Origin of the sequence: Vibrio sp. ED002, from assembly GCF_023277445.1 — a bacterium.
Taxonomy (GTDB): domain Bacteria; phylum Pseudomonadota; class Gammaproteobacteria; order Enterobacterales; family Vibrionaceae; genus Vibrio; species Vibrio jasicida.
In genome coordinates this window covers 702018-725809 of the sequence record NZ_CP080238.1, presented here as the reverse complement: position 1 = coordinate 725809, position 23792 = coordinate 702018, and the positions used below count along the sequence as shown (strand labels likewise).

Here is a 23792-nt window from a genome sequence, read left to right as displayed (position 1 = left end):
GTCGTCATAGGCATCAATGGCGAGATTAGCCTCATTGATACAAAGCAACATAGTTTATTGGCACTGCAAGTTTGGGATTATGACGGTATCCTTTGGATGAATAACGTCTATATCACGCAGGGTTTTAAAGCCTTCGTTGGCTGACATCAGCTCGGTAAAGGAAATGTGATGTTGGCTTGCGATTTTGTACAACCAATCCCCTTCTTTTACGCGATATATGTTGGCCTTACACTCTGTGTCGCGATCTGTGTATTCCATAACCGATATAGCTTGCTTGTCTGTTTGTGTTTCAGAAGCCACTTGAATCTCATCATAAACAGGAGAGGGCACTTGAGTGTTGGTATTTTGGAATCGATATTGAATCCCGAAACCCAATGATTGCAATTTATAGTCTGGCTCCTGACTGGAAAGGAACTTGTAGCCAAAGTTGAACGCCCAGAGCGGGTTTAGCTCATATCGAATGCCAATTTGTGCTATGGGTGAGAGCTCGTCGTTTTCCGATATCATGCCCAACCCACCGTAAAGTTTGTAGCGTTTAGAGAGAGGCAAGGTGCCCAGCAACGACAGATCGGTTCCATAGCGAGAGATGTTTTGAGTGGTGTTTCGGTATTCACCGACTTTGAGCATATCTAGCTGGCCATATGTACCGGTTGACACTTCTATTGCCCAGGTTGGAGAGAGTTGATAGCCAAGCTTTATCCCTCCTCCAAAAGAGGAATCAGAGAACTCGGTATCCGTTTTGCCGTTATGGGTGAGGGAGCCTCCCACGTACCAGTTGGTAGGCTCTGCAATAACAATAGAAGAGAAGCCTGCAATAATTCCCATTATGAACGTAGTTCTATTCATTAATACAACTCCTCGAACATAACGGTGAAACTTCCAGAGTAAGTGCCGGATTCAACTTCGGTTGAAGGAATATCTTGGTAACTCACCATTAAATCAAAATTAATCACATTGGTTGGCGCATCGAGTACATAACTTGTTTCGTCATTCGTCAGTTTGTTTACACCATTTTCTACCCAAATAGGGTCGTCACAGTTGGTGGAAGCACATTCAATACTAAACGGGATTTCTGTCTTCCCAGTGTTGGACGTCAACGTGAAATCATGGGCTAGCAAAGTCATAGATAATCCCGTGCTAAAGGTTCCTGTTGCGGTAATATTGAACATGGTTTCAGCTGACACAGTATGGTTGGTTGTGTCATAAGTAGGGTTCATTACACCATCACCAGCAACATCGATGTTTTCCAAGCTGTTAGGGACATAGTCGATATTGACAGTGAAAACGTCAGATAAAACACGATAGGTGAGGGCGCCACCTGACGACTGATAGTAGTATCGAATGTCAGCAGGAATGGTTGCCGTGTACACACCTTTCTCTTGTCCCTGCAAAGCGGTTAGGAGTGCGGTTGTATCCAAGTCAAAGGTTGGTCTGTAAAAATAAAAAGGGGTAACCTCACTGCTGTAATCAAGAGAAAAGCTAGCGCTACAACTTTGCGTGCTGTCATCGGCAAGAGTGACAGTATTTCCAGATAGCTGCGATGTTGCGCAGCTTGGGGTTACAAGTTGAGTGTCATTACGAACATAATTGTTAGATGACATGTTGTATTGCACGCCTTTCAGCCCGATAGGGGCATTAACGTTTGCCCCAGTCGGTCCAGTTAACGTCAATTCATCTGGCTTGTTGGTTAGGTACGCGCCCGGGAGAAAACGATCTGTCGGAGTAAGACCACTTGCCACTGTCCAGTCACTTAAGGTGTATGTGTTGCCACCTAAAGCTATGGCGTTCTCAAGTCGCAATTGTTGACCTTCAATGTGAACATTAAGCGTGGCACTATGAACCAGCGGGGCTGCAAGCAACAGTAACCAAGAAGCAGAACGAATCATTACTTGCCATCCTTTAACGTTATCTTTTTATGGTAGCTTTCGTCATGGTTAATAACGGTCACTTCTACTTGATCTTTTGAGATGTTTTTAGGCAATTCATACGTGCGCTCACGGCCTGACAAGGACATAGCGGTAAATTCGCAGTCTTCTGTTACCTTATCTGTACATTGGTCCACATAAGCGCGGATGAAGCTGTTACCCGTGTTGTTGATGTGCAGTTTCCCGTTCGACAGTGATACTGAGTAGTCGATTTTCTGTGTTTTCGCAGGTATCACAAAGAGAGGACGATAGCCAAAGTTGATCGTCACAGCAGACTGTGATTTTCCTTCTGGGTCGTAAGGTGATGGTTCAAAGCTAACTAGGTAGTATTGGTCTTCGCTAAAATCACATTTGTTACCACACAAGGAACGCACACCAACTTGCTTTTGGCGACCTGATTCAAGGATCATCTTTGGATGAGTTAACGTTACGCGCCAATCAGAGAAGTTTGACTCTGTATAAGGTGTGCGCGTCAGTTCGCCATTTTTAACTTGCAGCTGAGTGATATTCGATTGAATGAACTCAGTGGTCGATTTATTGTTTGAGATCGTGAAAACGCCGTTTCCGTATTCATCACCTACTAACAACATAGTATCTACGTTCATTGCTGAAGTTGCCGTTGAAATAAGTGCAGCAGCGAAAATTGGAAGTGATTTCATCATCAGTTACCTTCTGGTCTATTAAGTACAAAGTCGCGCTCTTGTTGCGTTTCCGAGTTGGCGTACTGAGCGACGTTTTCAATGTTTTGACGTTGTTGATGACTGAGTTGAAGATCCTTATCTCCAGTCAGGTAAACAAAAGACTTACGGCCCAAACGCGTTGTTAGCAGTTCAGCGCCATTGTTGGTCATTGCCTTAAGTTGTTGGTTGATCTCTGTGAGGTCATCAAATTGACCGATGTACATCACATTGATTTCTCGATTATTTTTGACCAGAACCATTGACTCCAATGGTTCAAGATCTGGCTGGCAGTAATTTGTGCCAAAGTTTAATTGTTTTGCATCGTCTACCGATGGTAAATAACATTGCTGGCCACCGCTCTTGAGTGAGAAAGTTTGCCCTTCTTGAACATCAACTTTGTGAATACCTGAAGTAATGTTTGAGATAGACAAACACGCAGGGCCTTCACATTCGATAGTCTCAATGTCGTTACCGAAAATATCTTTGAATTTACTTACAAAGCTGATGACTCGGCTGACATTTGAATTGAGTTCAATTACCGTTCCTGGGTGCGTATAACCCGTCGCGTTTTGCTGACCTGTATTGTGCAGCGCAACACTCTCCACATCTAATTCGATAGTGCTGGTTTGATATTTATCGAGTGAAATCAAACCAGAATCACCATAGATGTATTCTTTATGCTTCACTTTGTCGTCAGCTTTTACCACCAACAAACCTTTTGTTTGGTCCTCTCCATTGTCAAAACGAATGTTGTTTTTCGTATCAACAGAGACGTACGCATCACTCTGCTTCGTAGTGAAGTGAATGCTATTCTTACCAATAACTTGTGTACTGCTTAGTGACGCGTTAACTGACTTTTCACCGTTGTCAGCAAGGTACACAAAACCATCTGCCTGATAATGTTCGTTTCGGTTTGCCGCATAAGCTGTCACATTATTGAGTGAAGATTGCGACGAGTTTGCATAGTAGCTGTTGCTTGCCGTTAGACGGAGATCCTTCTCTTCACTGTCTAGCAGATCTCGAGTTTCTAGACTGTTGGTGTATTGGCTAAAGCCATCTTGATCTATGGTGACACTTGACTTGCCTCTTAGCTTAAAGGACAAGGGGACAGACCAATTAATAGCAAGAGTCAGTTCGCCTTCATCAAAGTCAGAAGCCAACGATTCGTTGTTGTAACTCAGGTTGACATCAAGATTAGAATCAAGCATGAAAGGTGCACTTAACCCTGATGATAAGAACCAGTTTTTACGCTCGTTGTTGTAGATATCTGCCTGATTTAAGTAGTTTACCGACCCATATCCACGGATTTTTTTACCTAGTGTGAAGCTGCTCGATAGGCTCAGTTGCTCCTTACTCGCGGCGCCATACAGATACTGAGCAAAGCGGTTCTTCTCTTCGTTATCAAGCTTTTCATAGGTGACGCCGATGCGGCCCATATTTAAGTAGCCAGATAAGTAAGAGGCTTCGCCATCAATTGAAGAGGCCGTCACCTCATAGCGGCTCTCAAATGGTAAATACCCTTTGAGGCCAACTTGCCCCATGTTGTGCTCTTCAGTCACAGTAGAGCCTAAGGCGAGGGTTTGAGTATCAGACCATTTATATGCCACTATGCCTTGAAGATAAGGCTTTGCTTCGAAAGACTCAGTCTTCTGCGCTTCAAATTCATCGTCTTCATTGATGACCTCTACATCCGCTCCTTGGAATTGACCTGCTGAAATAAAATAGTCGAACTCTCCGGTGTTAAGCGTATCGGTTTGTGCGTTATAAACACGGACTGACTCTGTGGAAACCACTTGAGAACCTGCAGTGATCTCTACCATCACGTCGTAAACACCACTAGGAAGCTCTGAATAGCGAATACTGCCTTGGCCTTCTGTTACCGACTTTTGGACGATGATCTGTTCGTCTTTGTAAACTTTTAGAACGCCACTAGAAGGGGCATAAAAAAACAAAAACTGGTCATCATTGCTATTTGCTCGACTTAGATTTTTACTTGAAGATAGATTTACACTAGCTTCATGGTACTGAGTGCCGTTCAATAAAAACGATGTGCTGTTCAATGCCAAGCGGTCTTGATGATAGCCGGCGGTTAGGCGCAAGTTTTTGTGTTCGATATTGTAGTAACCGTAATTAACCTCGGAGGTTCCTTCTTGGTTGCTAACATAAGTGTCAAGGTGTACCGAGCCATAAGGTAGACCCAAAATGAGTTGGTCACTGAGTGACAAGTTAGGGCTACCGTTAAAGCTTGACGTTGTGTATACATTTGCGCGATTGATCAAACCAGGATTTGCATTGTACGTTGACGCGTAGTCTTTCTTTATCGCTCCTGGTTTTGTATCGGCAAGCAACGTTTTGTTGACGTAAATGTAGAGCTTGTTTGTGTGGTAATCGTAGAAAACATCGTATGACTCAGGATTAAGAGAACACAGGTTCAAGTCACCCACACAATCAACGCTGTTTTCTGCGCCAAGCACCAAATCATTACTAATTTTCGTAGCCGTCACTTTGGTTAAGCCAGAGTGCACTAAGTGTTCCACTAACGTTTGAACGTCATTCTGATCTTGAAGTTGCACAGAGTTGTATGTGACTAACATCGGCAACGTGATGAACGAACCATTCAGCCCTTTGATTTCTACATCTCGAGCTTGTTGCTCGTAGAAATCCTGAAAACCTTGAGGGATCGGTGCCGCAAAAGAAGTGTCACTAAACGAAAGTGTTACCAAAATACTGGTAGCAACGGTGGAAATTCTATTCACAATGAAAGCTCCGCTAGCACAGATAGTTCGCCTTGACATAAGCTCGCGCTCTCAGGCAAGGTCCCGAAAGAAAATTTGACGTCGTATTCGCCAACCTTTACGCCATCCGAAGCTTGATTGAACTCCATTAACATAGGTTCAATCTCTGTTAATGGTTGTCCCTCAATGTAAACTTGAGCAAAATCTGACGGTGTTACTAGGGCCGTCTCATCCGCGCTGTAACACTGTGAAGTGTTGCTCTTCATAAAAAGTTGAAACTTCATTGACTGGTCAGAACTCGGAATGTCTGTCATGACCGTCAACAAAGTGAACGCATCATTAAATGTGTTCGTTTTCGTATTTGTTTTTAGTGTTAATGAAGAAGGGGAAAACGCGATGTCAGTAATCTGGTGAGAGAAAAACTGACTTTTATCGATTTCACTGACCAACTGAAAAATGTGTGTTTCTGCTTTTACGCTGAAAACGAATGTTCCAGTCAACATGCAAAATAACGAACGAATCAAAGAAAACTTCACGTTTCCCCCCTTTTGTCAATTAAAGGCCGTCTTCGTAGCTAGCGGTCATTTGAACACTAACTTGACCTTCGCCTTGTACAGCAATATCGGTGATTGGTTGTTCATTTTTAACCGTCAGAGCAACAACGCCTGTTTGAAGTTCATTGAAATTACCCTGAGTGAATGTCGTGCCTGATAGTTGATCAGTTACCGCTACGTCAGCTTCGTATGACATTGAACCATCCATCATTACTTGAGCGCTGATGTATGACCACGTTGCGAGAGGCTGACGGTCACCAACGGTTTCTAATGCAGAGTCATAGTCACGAGCTTCAAGAACCACCTCTGTAGATGTGAACTTACCGTCTTTCTCAATGAAGAGAGTTCCGGAAGCAATCTCGCCGCCGCCTTCACCTGTAATCTTTAGGTTTGTGCTAGGAACAGAGCTACCAATTAGGCCACTCCAGATAACTTCGGCACTTGCTTCATCTGCTGCATTTACCGCCCCAGAAGCGAAAGTGATTGCTGTCGCACCCATCAAGAAAAATGTATTAAGTTTCATGTTTTTCACCTATGTTTAAAAAAGTTGTTGGTTCGTATCCAATATGAAATCGAGCCGTTTTTCGTCGACGGCAATTTGAATCGATTGAGCGAAAATTTGGAAATAAAAGGCTGTTAATAGTGCTTTATCGATGATTAAAAGAGATTTAATTCAGTTGAATCTCTTCCATAAGGCCATGAATAATTTGAATTTATATTTTTTTATACAACAATTAATGCTAATGGGGTTGCACGAGGTTAAAGATGTACGAACGACTATCTATTGATACGGTTAGAAGAACGATCACCTTGGTCGATAGTGAATCGGGAAAGGAAAATCAACCACTTGAAATGAATCGGAGTGAATATAATTTGCTTCTCGCTTTTTGTGATTCTCATGGCGAGGTTATCGATAAACAGGCGTTGATTGAATTGGGGTGGCCCGGACGAGTTGTTGGAGATAACTCGCTTGCGGTTGCGATTATGAAGTTACGCAAAAAACTCGACAGTCTGGAATTGGGGTTCGAGATAAATAACCTTCCTGGTGAAGGGTATGTATTCATCAATGCAAAAAATGTTGGGATAGAGCATGAAAATGGCGCTTCAGATGCAAGTAATCCAAAAATAGAAGCAACGGTAACAGCGGAACCTGTTGTTGTAGAGAATCTAGCCGACATAAAAGAGGAGACTGACAAATCGGAATCTCGACATGTTGAGATTCAATATACAGGGATAAAAAAGCTGGTCAGAAAGCCGATTTTTTGGGAGGTTTCACTTGGGATAATTGTTGGCATCGTCACTTTCTACTTTGTTTATCGCGAGGCATTTGAGTGTTTTGATTGCTTTGGAGGAGTCGGTGGCTAACGTAAAAAGACTAAGCTTAAGATTACTCGTTGTAATCGGCATTGCGTTTTTTCTCCCGTGGTTCTTTTCTCTTGGTACTTATTTTTCTGGTTATGCCCACTTTCAAGATGAAGAACATGAGATCTTATTGACGGCCAAATCGGGCTTCTACAAAACCATCCATACTTTTGATGGCCAAGTGTACCGAGTTCACACTGGTATCTATGCGTCTTTAGGCAGTTCAATGTATTTCTTTTCACTTGATGGGAATTACATCGAAGGTCTTGAGCCCGAGTTTGCTGAGAAAGTGATCAGTTTAGATTTATCTCGTTATTTCCGAGGGCTCACTCACGTGAAGCTTGCAGATCGAGGCGATGGTAAGTGGATCGGTAAGATGCAAAAATCTGAAAGTGAACATCTTTTTGATGAAGTTGTTTTTAACGGACGCTTGGTAGGATGGTGAAAATGGGAAGAAAGAAAAAGGTGCTCATCTACCTAGCACTACTTATTACTCTATTGTCCATTCCTTGGTTGAATGCTTTGACCAGTGTATTTCTGTTGGAAGGAGACTTCGGCGACAGAAACGTTAAGCTTATTGGCTCTCATGGCAGGTATAAGATGGACGTGAATTACCTTTCGAATACTCATATCGTTAATACTGGGTATTATGCTTCCTTTTTCGATACTCTCTATTTGTTTCAACTTCGCCGAGATAAAGTCGCCAATGATGATGCGTTTGATATTAACGAGTTTCTCAGGGGCCATCGAATTGTCATCGTTTTTAAGCTTAATCAAAAGTCCGATAAAGAATACTTGGTCAGACTTATCGAAGAAGACCCGCGGAAAGGTATCTCTGAGTACCCAGTAACTATTGAAGGTGACTTGGGGATTCTATAGTAAGCAATGAGTAGTGCTCTAATCACTAGAGTGCTATTTTGTGTCTACATGAGCAATTTTATATTCCACCATTTTAATATCTTTTCGATTGTAAGTTACCTAGAAAGTACTACAATCGCGAAATGTTACTCCTCCTTGGTGGATCTAAAAATGATAAAGAAAACCCTCCTTGCTATGGCACTTTCTGCGAGCATTATCGTTCCGGCGAGTGCTTGTACTGGCATCTCTCTTTCTACTGTGGCGAATGACCACATTCATGCCCGCACAATTGAGTGGGGCGAAAACGATCTCAACAGTAAGTTGATTGTTGCTCCCCGTGATTACACGTTTACCTCGACTATGCCAGACCAACAGCAAGGTTTGAGCTGGAAGAGTAAGTACGGCTTTGTTGGGATCTCCGTCAGTGACGATCGCTTCATTGGTGAAGGCATCAATGAAGAGGGACTGACTGCTGGTTTGTTTTACTTCAAAGGTTACGGCTCGTTAAAAGCGTACGATGCGAAAGACCGTGCAAACAGCATCGCTGATATGGACTTTGTTCGTTGGATGCTGTCGCAGTTCAAAACCGTCGATGAAGTTAAAACAGCGATGAAAAACATCGATATTGTTCCGGTTTATATCGATGAGAAAGGACAGCCTTCACCAACTGGGCACTGGCGTGTTACCGACAAAGCGGGCAACAACATCGTCATTGAAATCATGGATCATGGCCAAGTACACATCTACGATAACGAAGTAGGTGTACTAACGAACTCACCAACGTTCCCATGGCAAGTGACCAATTTAAATAACTACATTCATTTGCAACCGGGCACTAGTGCGCCAACCAAGTTTGGTGGTGTTGAGGCGAAGTCGTTCGGTATTGGCTCTGGCTTCTTGGGTATGCCTGGTGACATTACGCCACCATCACGATTTGTTCGTGCGGCGTTTTTCGTCAACACGGCGCCAGAATCAAAAACGGGTGAAGAGGCGGTGTCACAAGCATTCCACATTCTGAACAACTTCGACATTCCAATTGGTACAGAATTTGGGCCCGAATATCGTGAACATATCCCTGATTTGCCGAGTGCGACGCAATGGACCTCGGTGATCGATCAAGGTAACAAGGCGCTGTACTACACCACGATGCACGACAGTCGAATCAAGAAAGTTGACCTGACTAAGATTGACTTTGACAAAAAGCAAGAAGTGAAACGCGAGTTGGATAACGGGACGTTTACGTTTACAGACGTGACACCTTAGTTTTCCCTCGAACGTATAAATAACGCACTAAGCGGAGAAGGTTTTCCTTCTCCGCTTTTTTATTTCCGAAACATCATGAATTTCAAATAGAGTTTTGAAAATTGAGGTATTGATTCAGTAAGTTATGAAGCACGAGTTATTAGCTAATGAATTTCATGACTCTTATTCCATATTAAACAGACTTTATGCGAGATTTTTTAATCTTCTTATTTATCAGTCGGATGAAAATAATAGTGCTGTAGTAAAAGTCTGATCTTTTCAACAACAAGAGGTTGGTTTAAAACTTATTTATTTAACTTTTATTTACAGAAATATGCTGCTAAATATTTAATTAATTTATGACTTCAATAATTTAAACTAATTTAACATGTTGAAATTTATTGTCTTTTTTCCTGAGCTCTTGGTTTTATCATTGTTGTCTTGATGACTTTGAAAGCGGTGTTAATTCTCAGGCTAGAGCATTAAATTCGCTAAAGCTAATTAAGTAATTTCTAAATCCATGAAATGGAAGCTCTGTTCGCGCTTGCTCAATAAGAAATATTTTAAGGTTTTAACCTGATCTTTCTCGGGAAAAATCTGATTTCATGAAGTTGATTTTTACAATTGCTGGGAAATAAAAGTAATAAACAAAGTGGTTGAAATACAAACATAAGGGAAAGGTATGAAAATAAATAAGGTCAGTATAGGGTTAAGTGTCGCTTGCGGATTATTATTCACGGGCGTCACTCACGCTCAGGTTATTCCGTTCAATAATAATCAGCCAACTAATGACTTACAGGGTGATTTTGAGGCGATGGTCATTTATGCGCAAAACATCACGGTTCCTCATCACAACGATAAAGGCGATCCTAGGCCGCACCTCACTGCATTGCGTGATACTTTGTTGCTTGTTAAACCTGTCGAGCATGCACTGGACTCGACGCAAGTGAGAGTGATTGGGCGCGATGTTAAAGGTGAGCAATTAGGTGTGCTGTCACTGAACCCACCAGAGCAACTTCCGAGTCACGATGGTTCAAACCTCGATATTACGTATGCGCAAGATATGTGGTCAGTGGCACTGCCAGCGACTTGGATACAGCCCGGCCTTACTCTAGAGCTCCTGAATGGAAGCACATCAGGCGTCCTCTCCGGTTTGGATATTGGTGCGCCGAACGAATTGCTGATAAACACGATGGATTTAGGGATGTTAACCAATCCAAGGGGGCGTTTTTACTTCGCAGATAATCCTGAAAGACATAGAGACTACTTCCAAAAAATTCCGGTAAGCAAGTTGATCGTTAACCCGTACGAAACAGTGAAACTCAATAAAGTGATGCTGCCAGATGGTCGCTTGTTAACCGAGTTAGACCCGAGCACGGGCACTTGGCACAAAGGGGATATGCGTGCGTATACCACCAAGATTCTGATGTCGCACGGCATCAACCTAGCAAACTATGGCATCAACTCTTCAACAGCGATCTCAGAGAGAGCACATCCATATACGGCGAATCAAATTACAGCGATTGCCGCAGTAGGGCGTTATCAAAATGGTGTGGTTGCTCACGGTGGCAGTGGTGGCAACGGTATGGTAACTATCGACTCATCGTTAGGTAATGAATGGAGTCACGAAGTCGGACATAACTTTGGCCTTGGGCACTGGCCGGGCGGCACGGATGGTACAACGCATCGGCCATCTACAGACATAAACTCTGCATGGGGTTGGGATCAATTCCAACAGCGTTTTATTGCTAACTTCATGTGGAACAAGCGCAATGGTCAGGATCAGGTTTGTTGTACCGACGGCATAGGAATCCCAGCTTTTGAAGGCTATAAGTTCAACAGAGATGCAATGGGGGGCGGTGAGCCAACTTCACCGATTTCCAAATACACTCTGCACACTCCGTTTGTACTAGAAAAGATTCAGACCTTTATGGAAAAGAAAGCGGCGTTTGATGAGGCATCGTCGACTGGCTTTAGTAAATGGAACGATGAAACGAAAACGATGCAAGAGTTTGAACAACCAGCGCTCTTGTTGGCCAAATCTATCGCCTCGCAATCTCAACTAAATACGATCAAAGACGACACGGTAGGTTCTGTGTTGTTGGGTTACATCAATGACTTTGATATCACAAAGGTAGAAACGGGAGACGGCCGTTGGATTCGCGATATTTACTTGCCGAGTGCTGCAAATGTTGTCGCGGGTAAAGTGGTGAACGTCGCACGTTACTCTGGGTATGGCGTGACCGTTCATATTAATGGCCAATCGGTGAACTTGAATCGTGGTGACAGCAAGTTTTACATCAGCGACGGTAAAGGTTGGCAAGAAACCAGTGAAGCGCAGGTAGCGGAAAATAACCCGACACGTGTCCCTACGGATAGCGGTGTCGCTGTCACAACACTTGTTGGTTATTACGACCCTCAGCAAACACTTAACAGCTATATTTTCCCAGCGTTACATGGTGCGTATGGCTTTGTTTATCAGCCGACTCCGGCAGAGATCCTAAACACAAATGGATGTTATGTCAGGGTGTATAACGGTAGAAACTACCAAACGGACAACTACCAATTGGTTGGATTCCGTTATGACGATAACGTGATGAACAAGTTCCACATCAACCTCAAGCAATCGGATGCACCGACAAGAGCAGAAGTTGTCTGCGATAACACGGTGTTGAGTTCGTTAGACATTGAGAAACCAAAGCAAGACCTCAAAGTCTCTATTGTTCAGTCTGATTCCTTAACCGACTCCACTCCAACGGAGAATAGCGCACCTGTTGCTCACGCTGGTGAAGATCAGTCTGTACTGTCAGGCACAACCATTACGCTATCTGCAAACCAGTCGACGGATGCCGATGGTGATGAGTTAACCTATTTTTGGAAGCAAATCTCGGGTTTACCTGCGACCATTCAGTCGACCGACAAAGTTAACACCAGTGTCATTTTACCGGAGTCTAACAAAGCGGAGTCGTACGTTTTTTCCGTCACGGTCTCCGATGGAAAAGCAAGTTCTGAAGATACGGTGATGATTAGTGCTCAGCCTCAAGTAAACCAAAATCATGCGCCGCAAGTGTCTCTCCCGCAAAGCATGGAGGCAAAATCTGGTGCAGTTATTGAGATTGCCGCAACGGCATCGGACCAAGATGGTGATGTGCTTTCATATCAATGGCACACATCGGGCCTAGCTTATCTGCCTGTGTCAGTAGGCACTATTCGTCTGACGGCTCCAGAAGTCACGGTCGATAGCCAATTTACGGTTCGTGTGATCGTCACTGATCCAGCAGGGGAAAGTGCCAGTTCAAGCACGATTGTGAAAGTTAAAGCCAACAACAATTCCTGCAGCATCAGTGATCCAAATGCGGCGAACTACGCTGTATGGTCTGCAAGCAAATCGTACTCGGGTGGTGATCTTGTCAGCCACAAGCAGCTCGCTTGGAAGGCAAAATACTGGAGCCAGAACAATCAACCTGATAACAGCGATGCCTGGGAGCTCGTCAGCGATGTAGCGTTGCCGTGGTCAACTCAAAAAGCCTACTCCGGCGGTGATCAAGTGACGTACAACGGCGTTAAGTATGAGGCGAAGTGGTGGACGCGTGGTGATCAGCCGGATACATCAAGTGTATGGAAGAATGCTGGCGTAGCATGTCCATGATGCTTTTCCTTCGTTAATTTGTCGGGAGAACTGCCTCCCGACTTGTCTTTCTCATTATCAATAAATGATCTTTTCAATTGCCGAGGCCAATGCCTTTGGGCAAGGGCACGTTGTACTTGTTAGTCAGGTAAACGCTAGGAAACAAGGAGAAAAATATGATTAAACCAAAATTGAAGTTACTTGCTGTAGCACTATCGTGTTTCAGTGCTGTTCCGCAAGCCGCTTTAGCTGATGTTCACATCGGAAAAGAGTTCCAGATCGAAGTGATGAGAGATGCCTCAAGGGTGGCATATACCGCAGAAGAACTGGGGCTAGAAACACCCGCGCTTATCGCGATCGAAGTCCTTAACGACGCTCATCAGCGTGTTGGGCTACTGCATATTAAAAGCCCTTTATACTTGCAGTTTGAAGAATTTGAAGAGCAAACAGGCGAATTTGTCGCGGCCCATGAAAAGTGGTTTGAGCAGGGAATGGTGAGTTTAGATCATGCTCAGCAAGCGACGTTAGAGAGAGGAAGTTCTGTTCGCTTCTACAGTTTAAATGAGGCTGGCGAAGTTATTGAACTGCTCATGGTCCAGCCAAAGCGTTTGGCTTCCCTTCGAACAAGCAGTGTTTCCACGTCTGCCTATAAATTTATTGATAATGGGTCTCCAAATGAAAAAATCGATTTAGTTTTGTTAGGAGACGGGTATACCGCTGGAGAGAAAGAAAAATTCCGAAGCGATGCAAAACTGATTACCGATGGTTTTTTTGCTAAATCACCTTACAGCGATTACCGAGACTATTTTAACGTTTGGTTAATCGAAAAAGCTAGCCAGCAATCAGGTATCGGTATTGGTTCTCCACTCGACGGCAGCGCGTTCAAAAGCTATTTCCCTGACAGTTCAAGCCGATTGTTGCTACTCAAAGATCGTTTTATTTCGTTGAATGAAGCTAAGGCTGCCTTGCCGGAATCCGCGACTGAGATTTTCCTTGTTGTCTCCAATACAGAAAAATACGGTGGAGTAGGTTACGGAAATGTCGCAACCATGTCGACTCACAGCAGTGCGGTTGGACTTGCCTTACATGAAGTGGGTCATACCTTCGGCAAGCTTGCGGACGAATACAGCTACGGCAACTGTAATCTGAATGGTGAACCCTCTGCAAAAAATGTCACGATGCAAACCAGCAATGTTAAATGGTCGCATTGGATGGCACATGATCATCAGGTTGGTCTGTTCGAAGGCGCGCAATACTGTGCGACTGGAAAATATCGTCCGACCAAAAACTCCTTGATGCGCGCTTTAGGAACAAACCTTGAGTTTGGCTCAGTGAATAGCGAAGCTTTGATCCTTAAAATGTATGAGACGATCAACCCAGTTGCTTTAGTTTCTCCTTCTTCGAGTACGGTCGCATTGGAAAGCGAACGAGTTTTCAGTGTATCGACTCCTATTCCAACTGACAGAGTAGCTATTCAATGGTCCTTAAATGGAGATGTTCTTTTAGAAGGTGATCAGGCTGCAATAACGGTAAACCCGACAAACCTCGACTCTGGAAGTCATGTTCTAAAAGTGGTCGTGAAAGACACGACTGAAAAAGTGAAACGTGACCCAAGCAACCGTCTTATGAGTGAACGTCAATGGCAACTGAATGTCGCTGATGATCCTCAACCAGAGCCTCAAAACCGTTATCGTTACGCACGCTTTGTTATTGATTCAGAGATTAAAGGACAAGACTTTGCTTCTGTGGCAGAACTGACTTTTGTTGACCAAACTGGCAGCACAGTGTCTCCGGCGAACATTAAAATTGTCTCGGTTTCTAGCCAAGAAACTCAATATCCACGTCCGGCAAGCAATGCCATTGATGGTGACCCTGACACGTTTTGGCATTCACGTTGGAGTCAATCTCCTGTGGGTAAAGCTCCACACGAAATCATCATCGACTTAGGTCAAAGCGTCGCGTTATCCCGAGTTGAATATCTACCGCGACAAGATGGCAACGTAAATGGTACGGCCAAAGATTACAGACTGTACCTTAGTAATACCGTTGGGCAATGGGCATCACCGGTGGATAGCGGCTCGTTTGCACCGAATACGGAAGAAAAGGTGATGTTGGTGGAGTCAAAAGGTGAGGAAAACCAAGCGCCTAACGCTATTGTTTCTCGCTCGCAAGGTGAATTGACAGGATCGGGAACCGTGATGTTAATAGGTGAAAAGTCTAATGATCCTGATGGTGACGGTTTAGTGTATCAATGGCAGCAGACTTCTCCTAAATCTCCCCTCGCAGTTATTGAATCTCCTAAAGAAGCAAACACCCAAATGCGGTTTGCTGGCAGTACGAGTGAAGTCACTTATCGATTTACCTTAACCGTCAGCGATGGTGAGCTTTCGGACTCTGCAGAAGCAGTGATTACGCAGAAAGCGGAAGCGATGCAATCAAGTCCAAAATGGGACGCAGGTAAAACATACGCAACGCCGTGTGAACGCGCTTCTTGGAAAGAGAATGAATGGGAAAACCAGTGGTGGACTCAAGGCACGGAGCCGAGCTCGGATGGAACATGGGGTGTTTGGCGAAAAGTTAATACTTCGAACAATCAGTGTTCTTAAATGCAATGTTGCAAGAAACCTAAATTAGAAATACTAGCCATAAATTACGTATTTCATGGAATCTCATAAGGGTGAAAACATGAATAATTACAAGAGATTATTTCTTTGCGTCTTGCCTATTGCGCTGCATTTACCAGCCAATGCATCTCAACGTGAAACTTACATTGTCCTCCTAGATGATGCGAGTTCACCAAAGAAAATGACGCGAAGTACACAGGTTAATTCTGTCAAAGAAAAAGCAAATCAAGTATTGCAACGTTTGGCGAACGTGCCTGAATCGGTTCACACACGTTCGTCCCGAACTCATGCCCCCTTGGCTGATAGTATCTACCAAAACCTCAATAGCTTCTCTGTAAAACTATCGACAGGTCAAGCCGAGAAGCTAAAAGAGATGACGGAGGTTAAAGGTGTTTATCCAGACGTTATCTTTAGCGCGGACGGTGTACATCGCCAGAATTCACAACGAGTCGCTTCTTGGGGATTAGACCGTTCTGACCAACGTGAGCTGCCTTTGGATGGAGAATACGAAGTAGGGCCATACACCGGAAAAGGCGTATCAATCTATGTTATCGACTCAGGTATCGATTTTTCTCATCCGGATTTTGGGGGGCGTGCTCAATCTGGTTGGGACTTTGTTGATAACGACAGCGATGCTTCTGATTGTCATGGCCACGGCACTCACGTTGCGGGCACAGCCGCTGGGCGTCAATATGGTATCGCACCGGGAGCGGATATTTATTCTGTGAGAGTCTTGAATTGTGAGAACAAAGGTTGGGGAAGCCAGATCCTTAACTCTTTTGATTGGGTCATTGAACATGCTAAGCAACAAGGTCAGCCAGCTGTCATCAACTACAGTATTTCTCGAAGTACTCGTTGGGCTCCACTCGACCAAGCGGTTGATAGGCTTATTACTGAATACAACCTGCCATTTGTACACGCGGCGGCGAACAATAACACCGATGCCTGTACCAAAACACCTCACTCTGAATACTCAATAACAGTTGGGGCATCCACCAACGACGATTACCGTTGGTATAGCTCTAACTGGGGGGAGTGTGTCACGTTGTTTGCTCCAGGAGCAAACATTATTTCCGCCCGCAACCATGGTGGTTATCAATCAATGTCCGGTACCTCAATGGCAGCACCACATGTAGCTGGTCAAGTTGCACGATTGCTAGAAGTGAATCCTAAAGCATCGCCGAGTGAGCTAAAACGCTTGCTGATAGAAAATAGCACGGCAAATGCTCTGTACAACGTGGGCGACGGTTCTCCAAATCGTTTGTTGTACATCAAGAGTGAAGACAGTACAGACGTAAACCAACCTCCGGTCGCTGTCGCAACCAGCAACCAATACGAACTGACAGGTGCTGGGACGATAAGTCTAACTGGGGATGCTTCCAGCGATCCGGATGGCGACCAATTGATGTATCAATGGCAGCAACTCGCTCCTTCAAGCCCTCTTGCTATTATTGCATCACCTTCCGCCTCGAAGACGAATGTAGGCTTTGATGAACATGCGGCCGACATTACTTACCGCTTCTTATTAACGGTCAATGATGGCGTAACTTCTGATTCCACTGAAGTGAGAGTGGTGCAAAAAGCAAAACCTATCACCCCCAACGGTGTTCAATGGGAGTCGAGCAAAACTTACGCTTCTCCTTGTGAGCGTGTCTCGTGGAAAGGGAGTGAATGGGAAAACCAGTGGTGGACAGTCGGTAACGAACCGGGTGCTGGAGGCATATGGGGTGTGTGGCGAAAAGTTGGAGGTTCGAATAATCGATGTGGATGAACGCGATTTTTCAATAATGAATTAAATAGCGGTTGAGCCAATTAAAAAAGGATGGTCGTTTACAGCCATCCTTTTTATAGCTTAAGTGTTAAGCACTATTTGTGTTCACAGATAACAAATGCATGCGAGTCAGGGTCTTGTCCTGAAATCTCGAATTTCGCTGTATCATCGTTAAAGAACACAGAATCGCGGTATTTAAACCAAGAGTCGGGCTCACCGGTACTCATTTTTGTCGTCCAGAAATAACGGAAGTTGAGTGGCCAAGTTGATGTTTCATCATTGCCTTCATTCAAGTAGGCCGCTAGCGATGTTGGATTTGATACCAAATCCTCACCTCTCAGTTGACACTCAGCAATGGCTACTTCAACTCCTACCGCAGCATAACCATAAATATCAGGGCCAGGTCCTGGCATTTGAGTTGTACCTGTACTATCGACATAGACGATCTCTTCTTTTGTATCTTCCTCGTATGTGGTTTCATCTGCTAATAATGGACGACGATATGGGCCAACTACATTCAATGCTGTTGTTGCATCTAGCGTTAAACCATCAAATTCTCCAGATACGGTAATATTGGTGCTACCTAGCTTAATCCCAGTAACTGTGCCTTTATCCTCAGCAGCGTTAGAGACAGAAGCTAATGAGGTATCTTCTATTACCCAAGTTGAACGGTCATCTGCAGTTAAATCAGTAGTGTTGCCATCAGATAGTTCTCCAATCGCCTTCATTGCTAATGTTTTTCCAACAGCGACTTCGTTATCTGTCGTGTCTATAGAAATACCAACAATAGTCGCATTGTTAATGGTGAGTTCTCCTGATGATTGCCAGTTCTCTCCGTTAACGCTTGCTGAGGCTGTGATGCTGGTTACACCGACAGCAACGCCGGTAGCAACACCATTTCCGTCAAGTTCTCCGTTTGTTACTGTTGCTACCCCGGTGTTGCTAGAGCTCCAACTTACTTCTGGGTTATTCGTTACATCGAGTGATGTCGAATCGGAAAGCGTTGCGGTTGCGATAAAAGAAGTAGGCAATCCAAGTGCCGAAGCGCTGATTGCAGGTGTCACTTGGAAATCAGTAATGACAGCCTTAGTAACTTCTAAATCTGCCGTTGCTTGTAGGGATTGACTACCTAATACTCCGGTGGCAGTTATCGTTGTTTTGCCTACGGATTCACCTTTTACTATTCCTTTGCCATCCGCATCATTGCTTACTGTTGCGATAGTTGCTTCACCTGTAGTCCAGCTAATTGCGGCATTGTTTGTAACATCCAATTCACTGTCGTCAGAGAAGACTGCAGTTGCGGTAAATTGCTTGGTTAACCCAACAGGAGTGTTTGCTGATTGCGGTGAAATAATAATGTTCGTTACGACCGTCGGTGTGACAGTCAATGTGGCACTGTCTGAGAATCTCTGTGCTCCAACCACACCAACGGCTGTTACTGTTACATTACCTTCTGCTACCGAAGTCACTATCCCTTTATCAACCGTCGCAATAGAACTATCACTGGTTGTCCAACTAACAGCTGTGTTCTTTGTTACATCGAGAGATGTTCCGTCAGATAATTCGGCTTGGGCAATGAACTCTTGTGTTAAGCCTTCCGGTAGGGTGGCTGTTTCTGGTGTTACTGAAAGGGCAGTTACTGTCGCAGTAGTGACTGTGATAGCCGTGCTGTCGGTATACTCTCTCCCAGCGACGGTAATTGAGGCTATGACATCTACTGGCGACGTGTTCGTTTTTTTAGCGTGGATAGAACCCTTGTTGCCCTCTGTATTATTAACGTCGAGCACTGTAGAATCTGTTGTTGTCCAATCTGCTTCTTGCGTTACGTCCTTTACTGAGCCATCTGTCAGAGTGACTTCTGCTTTTAATACTGTATCTAAACCTACAGTTATGGAAGTTGCGTCAGGGGAGACATTGAAGCTTTGAATTGTGGCTTCATTCACTGTCAATACTGCTGTGTCGGAAAACTCTTTGTCACCTACCATACCTTGCGCTTTAATCTCAGACGTACCCGCAGTTAAACCCAAAGCTTGTCCTTTGTTGGTACCATCATCATTAATTGAGGCAACTGCTGTATCGCTGCTACTCCAAGTTAATTCGGGGTCTTTGGTAACATCAATGACTTGCCCGTCAGACATAATGGCTTCGGCTTTAAATGCTTGGCTTAATCCCTTCGCAACAGAAGCAGTTTTTGGTGTCACGAGAAGCTCGGTGACCGCAGCATTTGTGACAGTTACATTTGAGGTATCCTCAACGATAGAGCCATCTTTGTTGATGCCTTTTGCAGTAATAGTTACTTGCCCAGTTGAAACACTGGTTAATAAACCTTGATTGTCGATAGTTGCAATGTCGTTATTGGAAGAGGACCAACTTAGTGAAGGGTTGGACGTTACATCGACAGTTGTACCATCATCTAACGTAGCAATTGCCTCGAATTGAAGTGGTAGCCCAACAGGGATCTGAGCATTTTTAGGAGTGACAACGATGGAAACTGCTTGATGAATTCCCCCGTCTGGTACATCGACCAGCCCTTCATCTCCATTGTTACATCCTGCTAAAAGGATGCTGCACAATGAAAGGCCAAATAGCCATAACTTCTTCATTTTGTTACCTCTTAGTTCGTCTTATTTGGCTTGTCAGTAGCTTCTAGAGTTTGATTAATTGTTGTGTCGAATCGTATTTCAACACGACGGTTTTGAACTCGCCCTTGTTGCGTATCATTTGAAGCAACGGGATTTGCTTCACCTTTACCGACGACGGTTAAGCGAGATGCATCAATGCCTTTTTCTGTTAGATAGGCAGCAACTGCTTTAGCACGTTGCTCTGATAAGCGTTGGTTGTAAGCTTCAGAGCCGTAATTATCGGTATAACCTAGGATTTGTACTTTATCTTCAGGATAGGACGTGAGTTGTTCTACGAGTAAATCTAGCGACTGATTCGTGACAACAGTAGTAGAGTCAAACGCAAATAACGTTTGTGCACTGAGAGAGAGCGGTTTCTCAATAGTTACATAACGAATCGCTGGTTCAATTGATGTAGGCTCAATGATGGGTGCCTGCTGATTGAAGTGATACGTTAATCCAATAGACGTGAAGTGGGAGTCTGCTTGTCCCACGTTGCTATCTCCAATTCCATCAATGAATTGATATTCGCCTCGTACCGACCAGTTTTGGGAAAGTCGATAGCTAACCCCTAATGAAGAGAGTACGTTCCAGTCGTGACTACTTGAATCTCCCTGAATTGTAGAGATTTCTTTCTCGATATATTGGTATGCACCCCCTAATCGGGTAAACACATTTATACGTTCGGTTAGAGGATAATCTAGCTTGACTGCAATTTCTCCGCCATAAACGTCTGCAGAGACATTGCCTATGGAATAACGAGCATCTGGTGAACCATAAGATGTTGCTCCACCTTCAAGAGCAAACCAAGAATTGAATTGATAGCCCCCGTATAAGCCATAGCCCAAAGTATCATCGGTGCAATCTAAAGCAGAAGTGCCACATGCGCCATCATAAGCAGCCCAGCCAAGACGTCCACCTAAATAAAAATGTCCGTTTTGAAAAGGCGGCAACTGGTTTAAATTTTGGTTCGAAGCTGCCAAGAGTGTTGTATCGGTAGAATCTTGTACAGAAGAGCTGGGGGAAGCGGTTGATGGCTCAGCGTGAAGCATTGGTATGTAAATTACCCCCGTAGCGACCACTAAGCTGCGAAAAATTAAGTTCATATTCATCTCATTTATATTAACTGCGACTATTTGTGGAAAGGGTTATCGTTTGCTTAATAAGGTCGAGTTAACTTATCTATGTATCTCAAAACTTAAAAGCAGCAAAAATAAACCCTTACTTTTATGATGGTGAATTATAATCAACTTAATGAATAGACTCTGGATCGCAAAAAACACAAAAAAAGAACATCTGGTGATATTTAGGAAAAAACCTACACTTAATTGTGGAAAATTTGTTTGAATTTGTAGGGGGTAAATTGAACCAGCCCAAGCCAGGCTACATTACAAATTTTATTAAGCTTTAGTCTGTTAGCAATGTTCAATTAACTCGGTAGTGCCATTTGAGCACATTCATTTAGTATGCTTTAATTTTCTTCTATATTTGTTGCATATAAAATTAGCATGATATTTTAAGTTAGATATTTATTGAAAGATCTGGGAAATGGTTTTTAACGCTAAACAATAAATTTGGGAAATGAATCAAATAACCAACAAGGTAAGAATTAACTGACACTTTTCTGCGCTCAGTCTGATTCTGCACAGAGATTAAGTTCAATAAAGTGGCAAGAGTTATCGAACAGGGATGTGATTATATTCCGTTATAGGGTGAATGATCCCTTCCGGCGGTGATGACAGCTTCTTTAACTCACCATTACAACTACATTGAGCGAGCGATCTCCTATGTTTTTTAAAAAGAAAGAAGAAATAAATATTGTCGATGTGAATATGGACTTTGTCAGGTCGTTGTATTCATCGACTGCCGTCATTGAATTTGATCTTCAAGGCCATGTTTTAGAGGTCAGTGACTCTTTCCGATCTTGCATGGGATATGAAAGAACAGAGGTGCTCGGTAAGCATCACTCAATGTTTTGTTCTCGAGAATTAGTTTCATCACAAATTTACTCAAATTTTTGGGATGACTTAAGAGCTGGAAAAGAAAAAAGCGGTGTGTTCTCTCGAAGAGATAGAGGAGGAAATGAGGTATTCATTGAGGCCACATACTTTCCTATTATTTCTCAAGGTCGGGTTGATAGAGTTGCCAAAATCGCTTCGGATATTACCAAAGCGCATACAACTAGTATGAATAACCAAGATCTCTTAACAGCATTAGACAAAACCTTTGCAGTGATCGCCTTTAGTCCTTCTGGGGAGGTGCTAGATGCCAATAAGGCATTTCTAGATACTTTGGGCTATTCGAGAGAGCAGGTGATTTTGAAACATCATCAAATGTTTTGCTTTGATGAGTTTTACAAAGAAAACCCAGACTTTTGGAAAGACTTACAAAATGGAAGATCCTTTAGCGGCCGGTTTTTGAGAAAGTCATCTATCGGAGAGAAGGTTTGGATTCAAGCATCTTACAACCCAATTTTTAATGAGAAAAATGAGATGTATAAGGTTGTTAAGTTTGCTACGAATATCACCTCAGAAGTGATGAGAGAACAAGAGTCAAAAGACGCATTGTCGATTGCTTGTAGTACATCTGTTGAGACAGAACAAGTTGCAACGGATGGTAAAAATTCAATCCATCAAGTTCAAAAGCAATCATCTGCGGTTGTGGAACAAGTGGCAAGTTCTGTTGCTTTGATTGATACGCTTAATGAGCTTTCCGTAAGTATAGAGAATATAGTCCAAGTCATCGGCAGTATCGCAGACCAAACCAATTTGCTTGCTTTAAATGCAGCAATCGAGGCCGCGAGGGCTGGGGAGCATGGTCGCGGTTTTGCCGTAGTTGCAGATGAAGTTCGTGTTCTTGCGTCGAAAACATCGAGCTCGACAAATGAAATAAGTAAAGTGGTTTCGGACAATCTTGCACTTACCAGTCAGATCTCAGCATCGATGCAGTCTATTCGTCAATCTTCTATTGAGACTGATGAGCAACTGTTACTGGTCTCTTCAGTCATTGATGAAATACAGAGGGGAGCAGAAAATGTGGCAAAAAGCATGTCTAATCTGACGTAACTTTTGTAATGAAAGTAATAGTCAAAATCTTCAAATTAGACCTGCATATTTGGTCGATGGCTGTTCACTAAACAAGGGGGACGATCACAATGGCGACGTTGAGGTACTTGTCCCTGTTGCGAAAACATGTGGTCGAATGACTCATGCACATCGGTGTGAAGGACGAAGAGATTGTTGGTAATTAGAGCAATCGATGCAGATTAACAGTTAACACTTGCTCTGGTTTAAGAGGGTTTTTCAGAGGTTAGGCGCCTCATTTTTACTTACAGAAGCGTATTTATTACCGATAACTTATCAATTTTTATAGAATTTAATCATTCTGTTTATCGTAGGAAAAATCAGACAGAAACCTTTATTTTCAACGTATTAATGATTTTTCACACAATAATTTTGCGATTCTCGTAGGCATTCCGTTAGAAAAGTTCTGTCGTATGCTATCCAGACCACAGGAAGTATTTGCAAGAATTCTCGCTAACGCTAGTTAAGATGTTGGTCGGGAAATCATAATGAAAGATAAAATGGAAACGTATTGGGTTCAGCTTGTTGATAAAGCAAGTACGGCATCCGATCTGTCGGATTTGACTCGCTCGAGACTGCGAGGGTGTATAGGGAAGTATGGATTGCGTTACAAGGTGGAAGGGGGTGTATTGAGTGAACATCGCTACAACCGTAAAAACCTGGTGAACAGCATGGAAGGTGAAGCCGAAACTTCACCATCCTAAGCGTC

At 43.5% G+C, this 23792-nt stretch carries 17 protein-coding genes; 9 read left to right on the top strand and 8 right to left on the bottom strand.

Features of this window, described 5'->3' with window-relative positions; genetic code table 11:
• Nucleotides 1–54: 54 nt before the first annotated feature.
• Genes ITG12_RS03555 through ITG12_RS03530 form a run of 6 tightly spaced genes read right to left on the bottom strand, consistent with a single transcriptional unit; the run spans nucleotide 55 to nucleotide 6417 of the window.
• Nucleotides 55–846 carry an outer membrane beta-barrel protein gene (locus tag ITG12_RS03555; protein ID WP_050568798.1) on the bottom strand — a complete coding sequence of 264 codons (792 nt, stop codon included), beginning with the start codon at nucleotides 844–846 and terminating at the stop codon, nucleotides 55–57.
• On the bottom strand, nucleotides 846–1886 hold the full coding sequence (locus ITG12_RS03550) for a hypothetical protein (protein WP_038874901.1): 1041 nt from the start codon (nucleotides 1884–1886) through the stop codon (nucleotides 846–848). Before ITG12_RS03550 ends, ITG12_RS03555 begins: the two co-directional genes overlap by 1 nt.
• A complete protein-coding gene (locus ITG12_RS03545; RefSeq protein WP_307718617.1) occupies nucleotides 1886–2587 on the bottom strand; it encodes a hypothetical protein in 702 nt (233 codons plus the stop codon). Before ITG12_RS03545 ends, ITG12_RS03550 begins: the two co-directional genes overlap by 1 nt.
• Nucleotides 2587–5361 carry a TcfC E-set like domain-containing protein gene (locus ITG12_RS03540; protein WP_038874904.1) on the bottom strand — a complete coding sequence of 925 codons (2775 nt, stop codon included), beginning with the start codon at nucleotides 5359–5361 and terminating at the stop codon, nucleotides 2587–2589. Before ITG12_RS03540 ends, ITG12_RS03545 begins: the two co-directional genes overlap by 1 nt.
• Nucleotides 5358–5876 (bottom strand): hypothetical protein, encoded by a 519-nt coding sequence (locus tag ITG12_RS03535; RefSeq protein WP_038874907.1) that lies wholly within the window; start codon nucleotides 5874–5876, stop codon nucleotides 5358–5360. The genes ITG12_RS03540 and ITG12_RS03535 overlap by 4 nt, the downstream gene beginning before the upstream one ends.
• Before the next feature lie 19 nt (nucleotides 5877–5895).
• Nucleotides 5896–6417 carry a hypothetical protein gene (locus tag ITG12_RS03530; protein ID WP_038874909.1) on the bottom strand — a complete coding sequence of 174 codons (522 nt, stop codon included), beginning with the start codon at nucleotides 6415–6417 and terminating at the stop codon, nucleotides 5896–5898.
• A 242-nt stretch (nucleotides 6418–6659) separates the two neighbouring features.
• Here ITG12_RS03530 and ITG12_RS03525 point away from each other — a divergent pair, with 242 nt between their 5' ends.
• The 7 genes from ITG12_RS03525 (at nucleotide 6660) to ITG12_RS03490 (ending at nucleotide 17379) form a co-directional block, all read left to right on the top strand.
• Nucleotides 6660–7259 carry a winged helix-turn-helix domain-containing protein gene (locus tag ITG12_RS03525; protein ID WP_038874911.1) on the top strand — a complete coding sequence of 200 codons (600 nt, stop codon included), beginning with the start codon at nucleotides 6660–6662 and terminating at the stop codon, nucleotides 7257–7259.
• Complete coding sequence (locus ITG12_RS03520) at nucleotides 7252–7701, top strand: hypothetical protein (RefSeq protein WP_042600709.1); 450 nt, start codon at nucleotides 7252–7254, stop codon at nucleotides 7699–7701. Before ITG12_RS03525 ends, ITG12_RS03520 begins: the two co-directional genes overlap by 8 nt.
• 2 nt (nucleotides 7702–7703) lie before the next feature.
• Nucleotides 7704–8135: a hypothetical protein gene (locus ITG12_RS03515; RefSeq protein WP_038874913.1), complete on the top strand. Its 432-nt coding sequence runs from the start codon at nucleotides 7704–7706 to the stop codon at nucleotides 8133–8135.
• A 150-nt stretch (nucleotides 8136–8285) separates the two neighbouring features.
• The gene (locus ITG12_RS03510) at nucleotides 8286–9377 is read left to right on the top strand and encodes a choloylglycine hydrolase family protein (RefSeq protein ID WP_038874915.1); all 1092 of its coding nucleotides are present in this window, start codon (nucleotides 8286–8288) and stop codon (nucleotides 9375–9377) included.
• A gap of 661 nt (nucleotides 9378–10038) precedes the next feature.
• Nucleotides 10039–13005, top strand: a complete 2967-nt coding sequence (locus tag ITG12_RS27710) for a M66 family metalloprotease (protein ID WP_283102921.1) — start codon at nucleotides 10039–10041, stop codon at nucleotides 13003–13005.
• 155 nt (nucleotides 13006–13160) lie between these two features.
• Nucleotides 13161–15590, top strand: a complete 2430-nt coding sequence (locus tag ITG12_RS03495) for a M64 family metallopeptidase (RefSeq protein WP_248873612.1) — start codon at nucleotides 13161–13163, stop codon at nucleotides 15588–15590.
• A 79-nt stretch (nucleotides 15591–15669) separates the two neighbouring features.
• Complete coding sequence (locus tag ITG12_RS03490; RefSeq protein ID WP_038875094.1) at nucleotides 15670–17379, top strand: S8 family serine peptidase; 1710 nt, start codon at nucleotides 15670–15672, stop codon at nucleotides 17377–17379.
• Between the two features lie 95 nt (nucleotides 17380–17474).
• Here the strand turns inward: ITG12_RS03490 and ITG12_RS03485 are convergent, their stop codons facing one another.
• Both ITG12_RS03485 and ITG12_RS03480 read right to left on the bottom strand, forming a co-directional pair.
• Nucleotides 17475–19982: an Ig-like domain-containing protein gene (locus ITG12_RS03485; RefSeq protein ID WP_248873610.1), complete on the bottom strand. Its 2508-nt coding sequence runs from the start codon at nucleotides 19980–19982 to the stop codon at nucleotides 17475–17477.
• 11 nt (nucleotides 19983–19993) lie between these two features.
• A complete protein-coding gene (locus ITG12_RS03480) occupies nucleotides 19994–21106 on the bottom strand; it encodes an OmpA family protein (protein WP_038874925.1) in 1113 nt (370 codons plus the stop codon).
• Nucleotides 21107–21787: 681 nt separating this feature from the next.
• Between ITG12_RS03480 and ITG12_RS27705 the strand changes: the two genes are divergently transcribed.
• Nucleotides 21788–23065: a PAS domain-containing methyl-accepting chemotaxis protein gene (locus ITG12_RS27705; protein ID WP_038874927.1), complete on the top strand. Its 1278-nt coding sequence runs from the start codon at nucleotides 21788–21790 to the stop codon at nucleotides 23063–23065.
• Nucleotides 23066–23571: 506 nt separating this feature from the next.
• Nucleotides 23572–23787 (top strand): hypothetical protein, encoded by a 216-nt coding sequence (locus tag ITG12_RS03465; protein ID WP_227740561.1) that lies wholly within the window; start codon nucleotides 23572–23574, stop codon nucleotides 23785–23787.
• Nucleotides 23788–23792 lie beyond the last annotated feature (5 nt).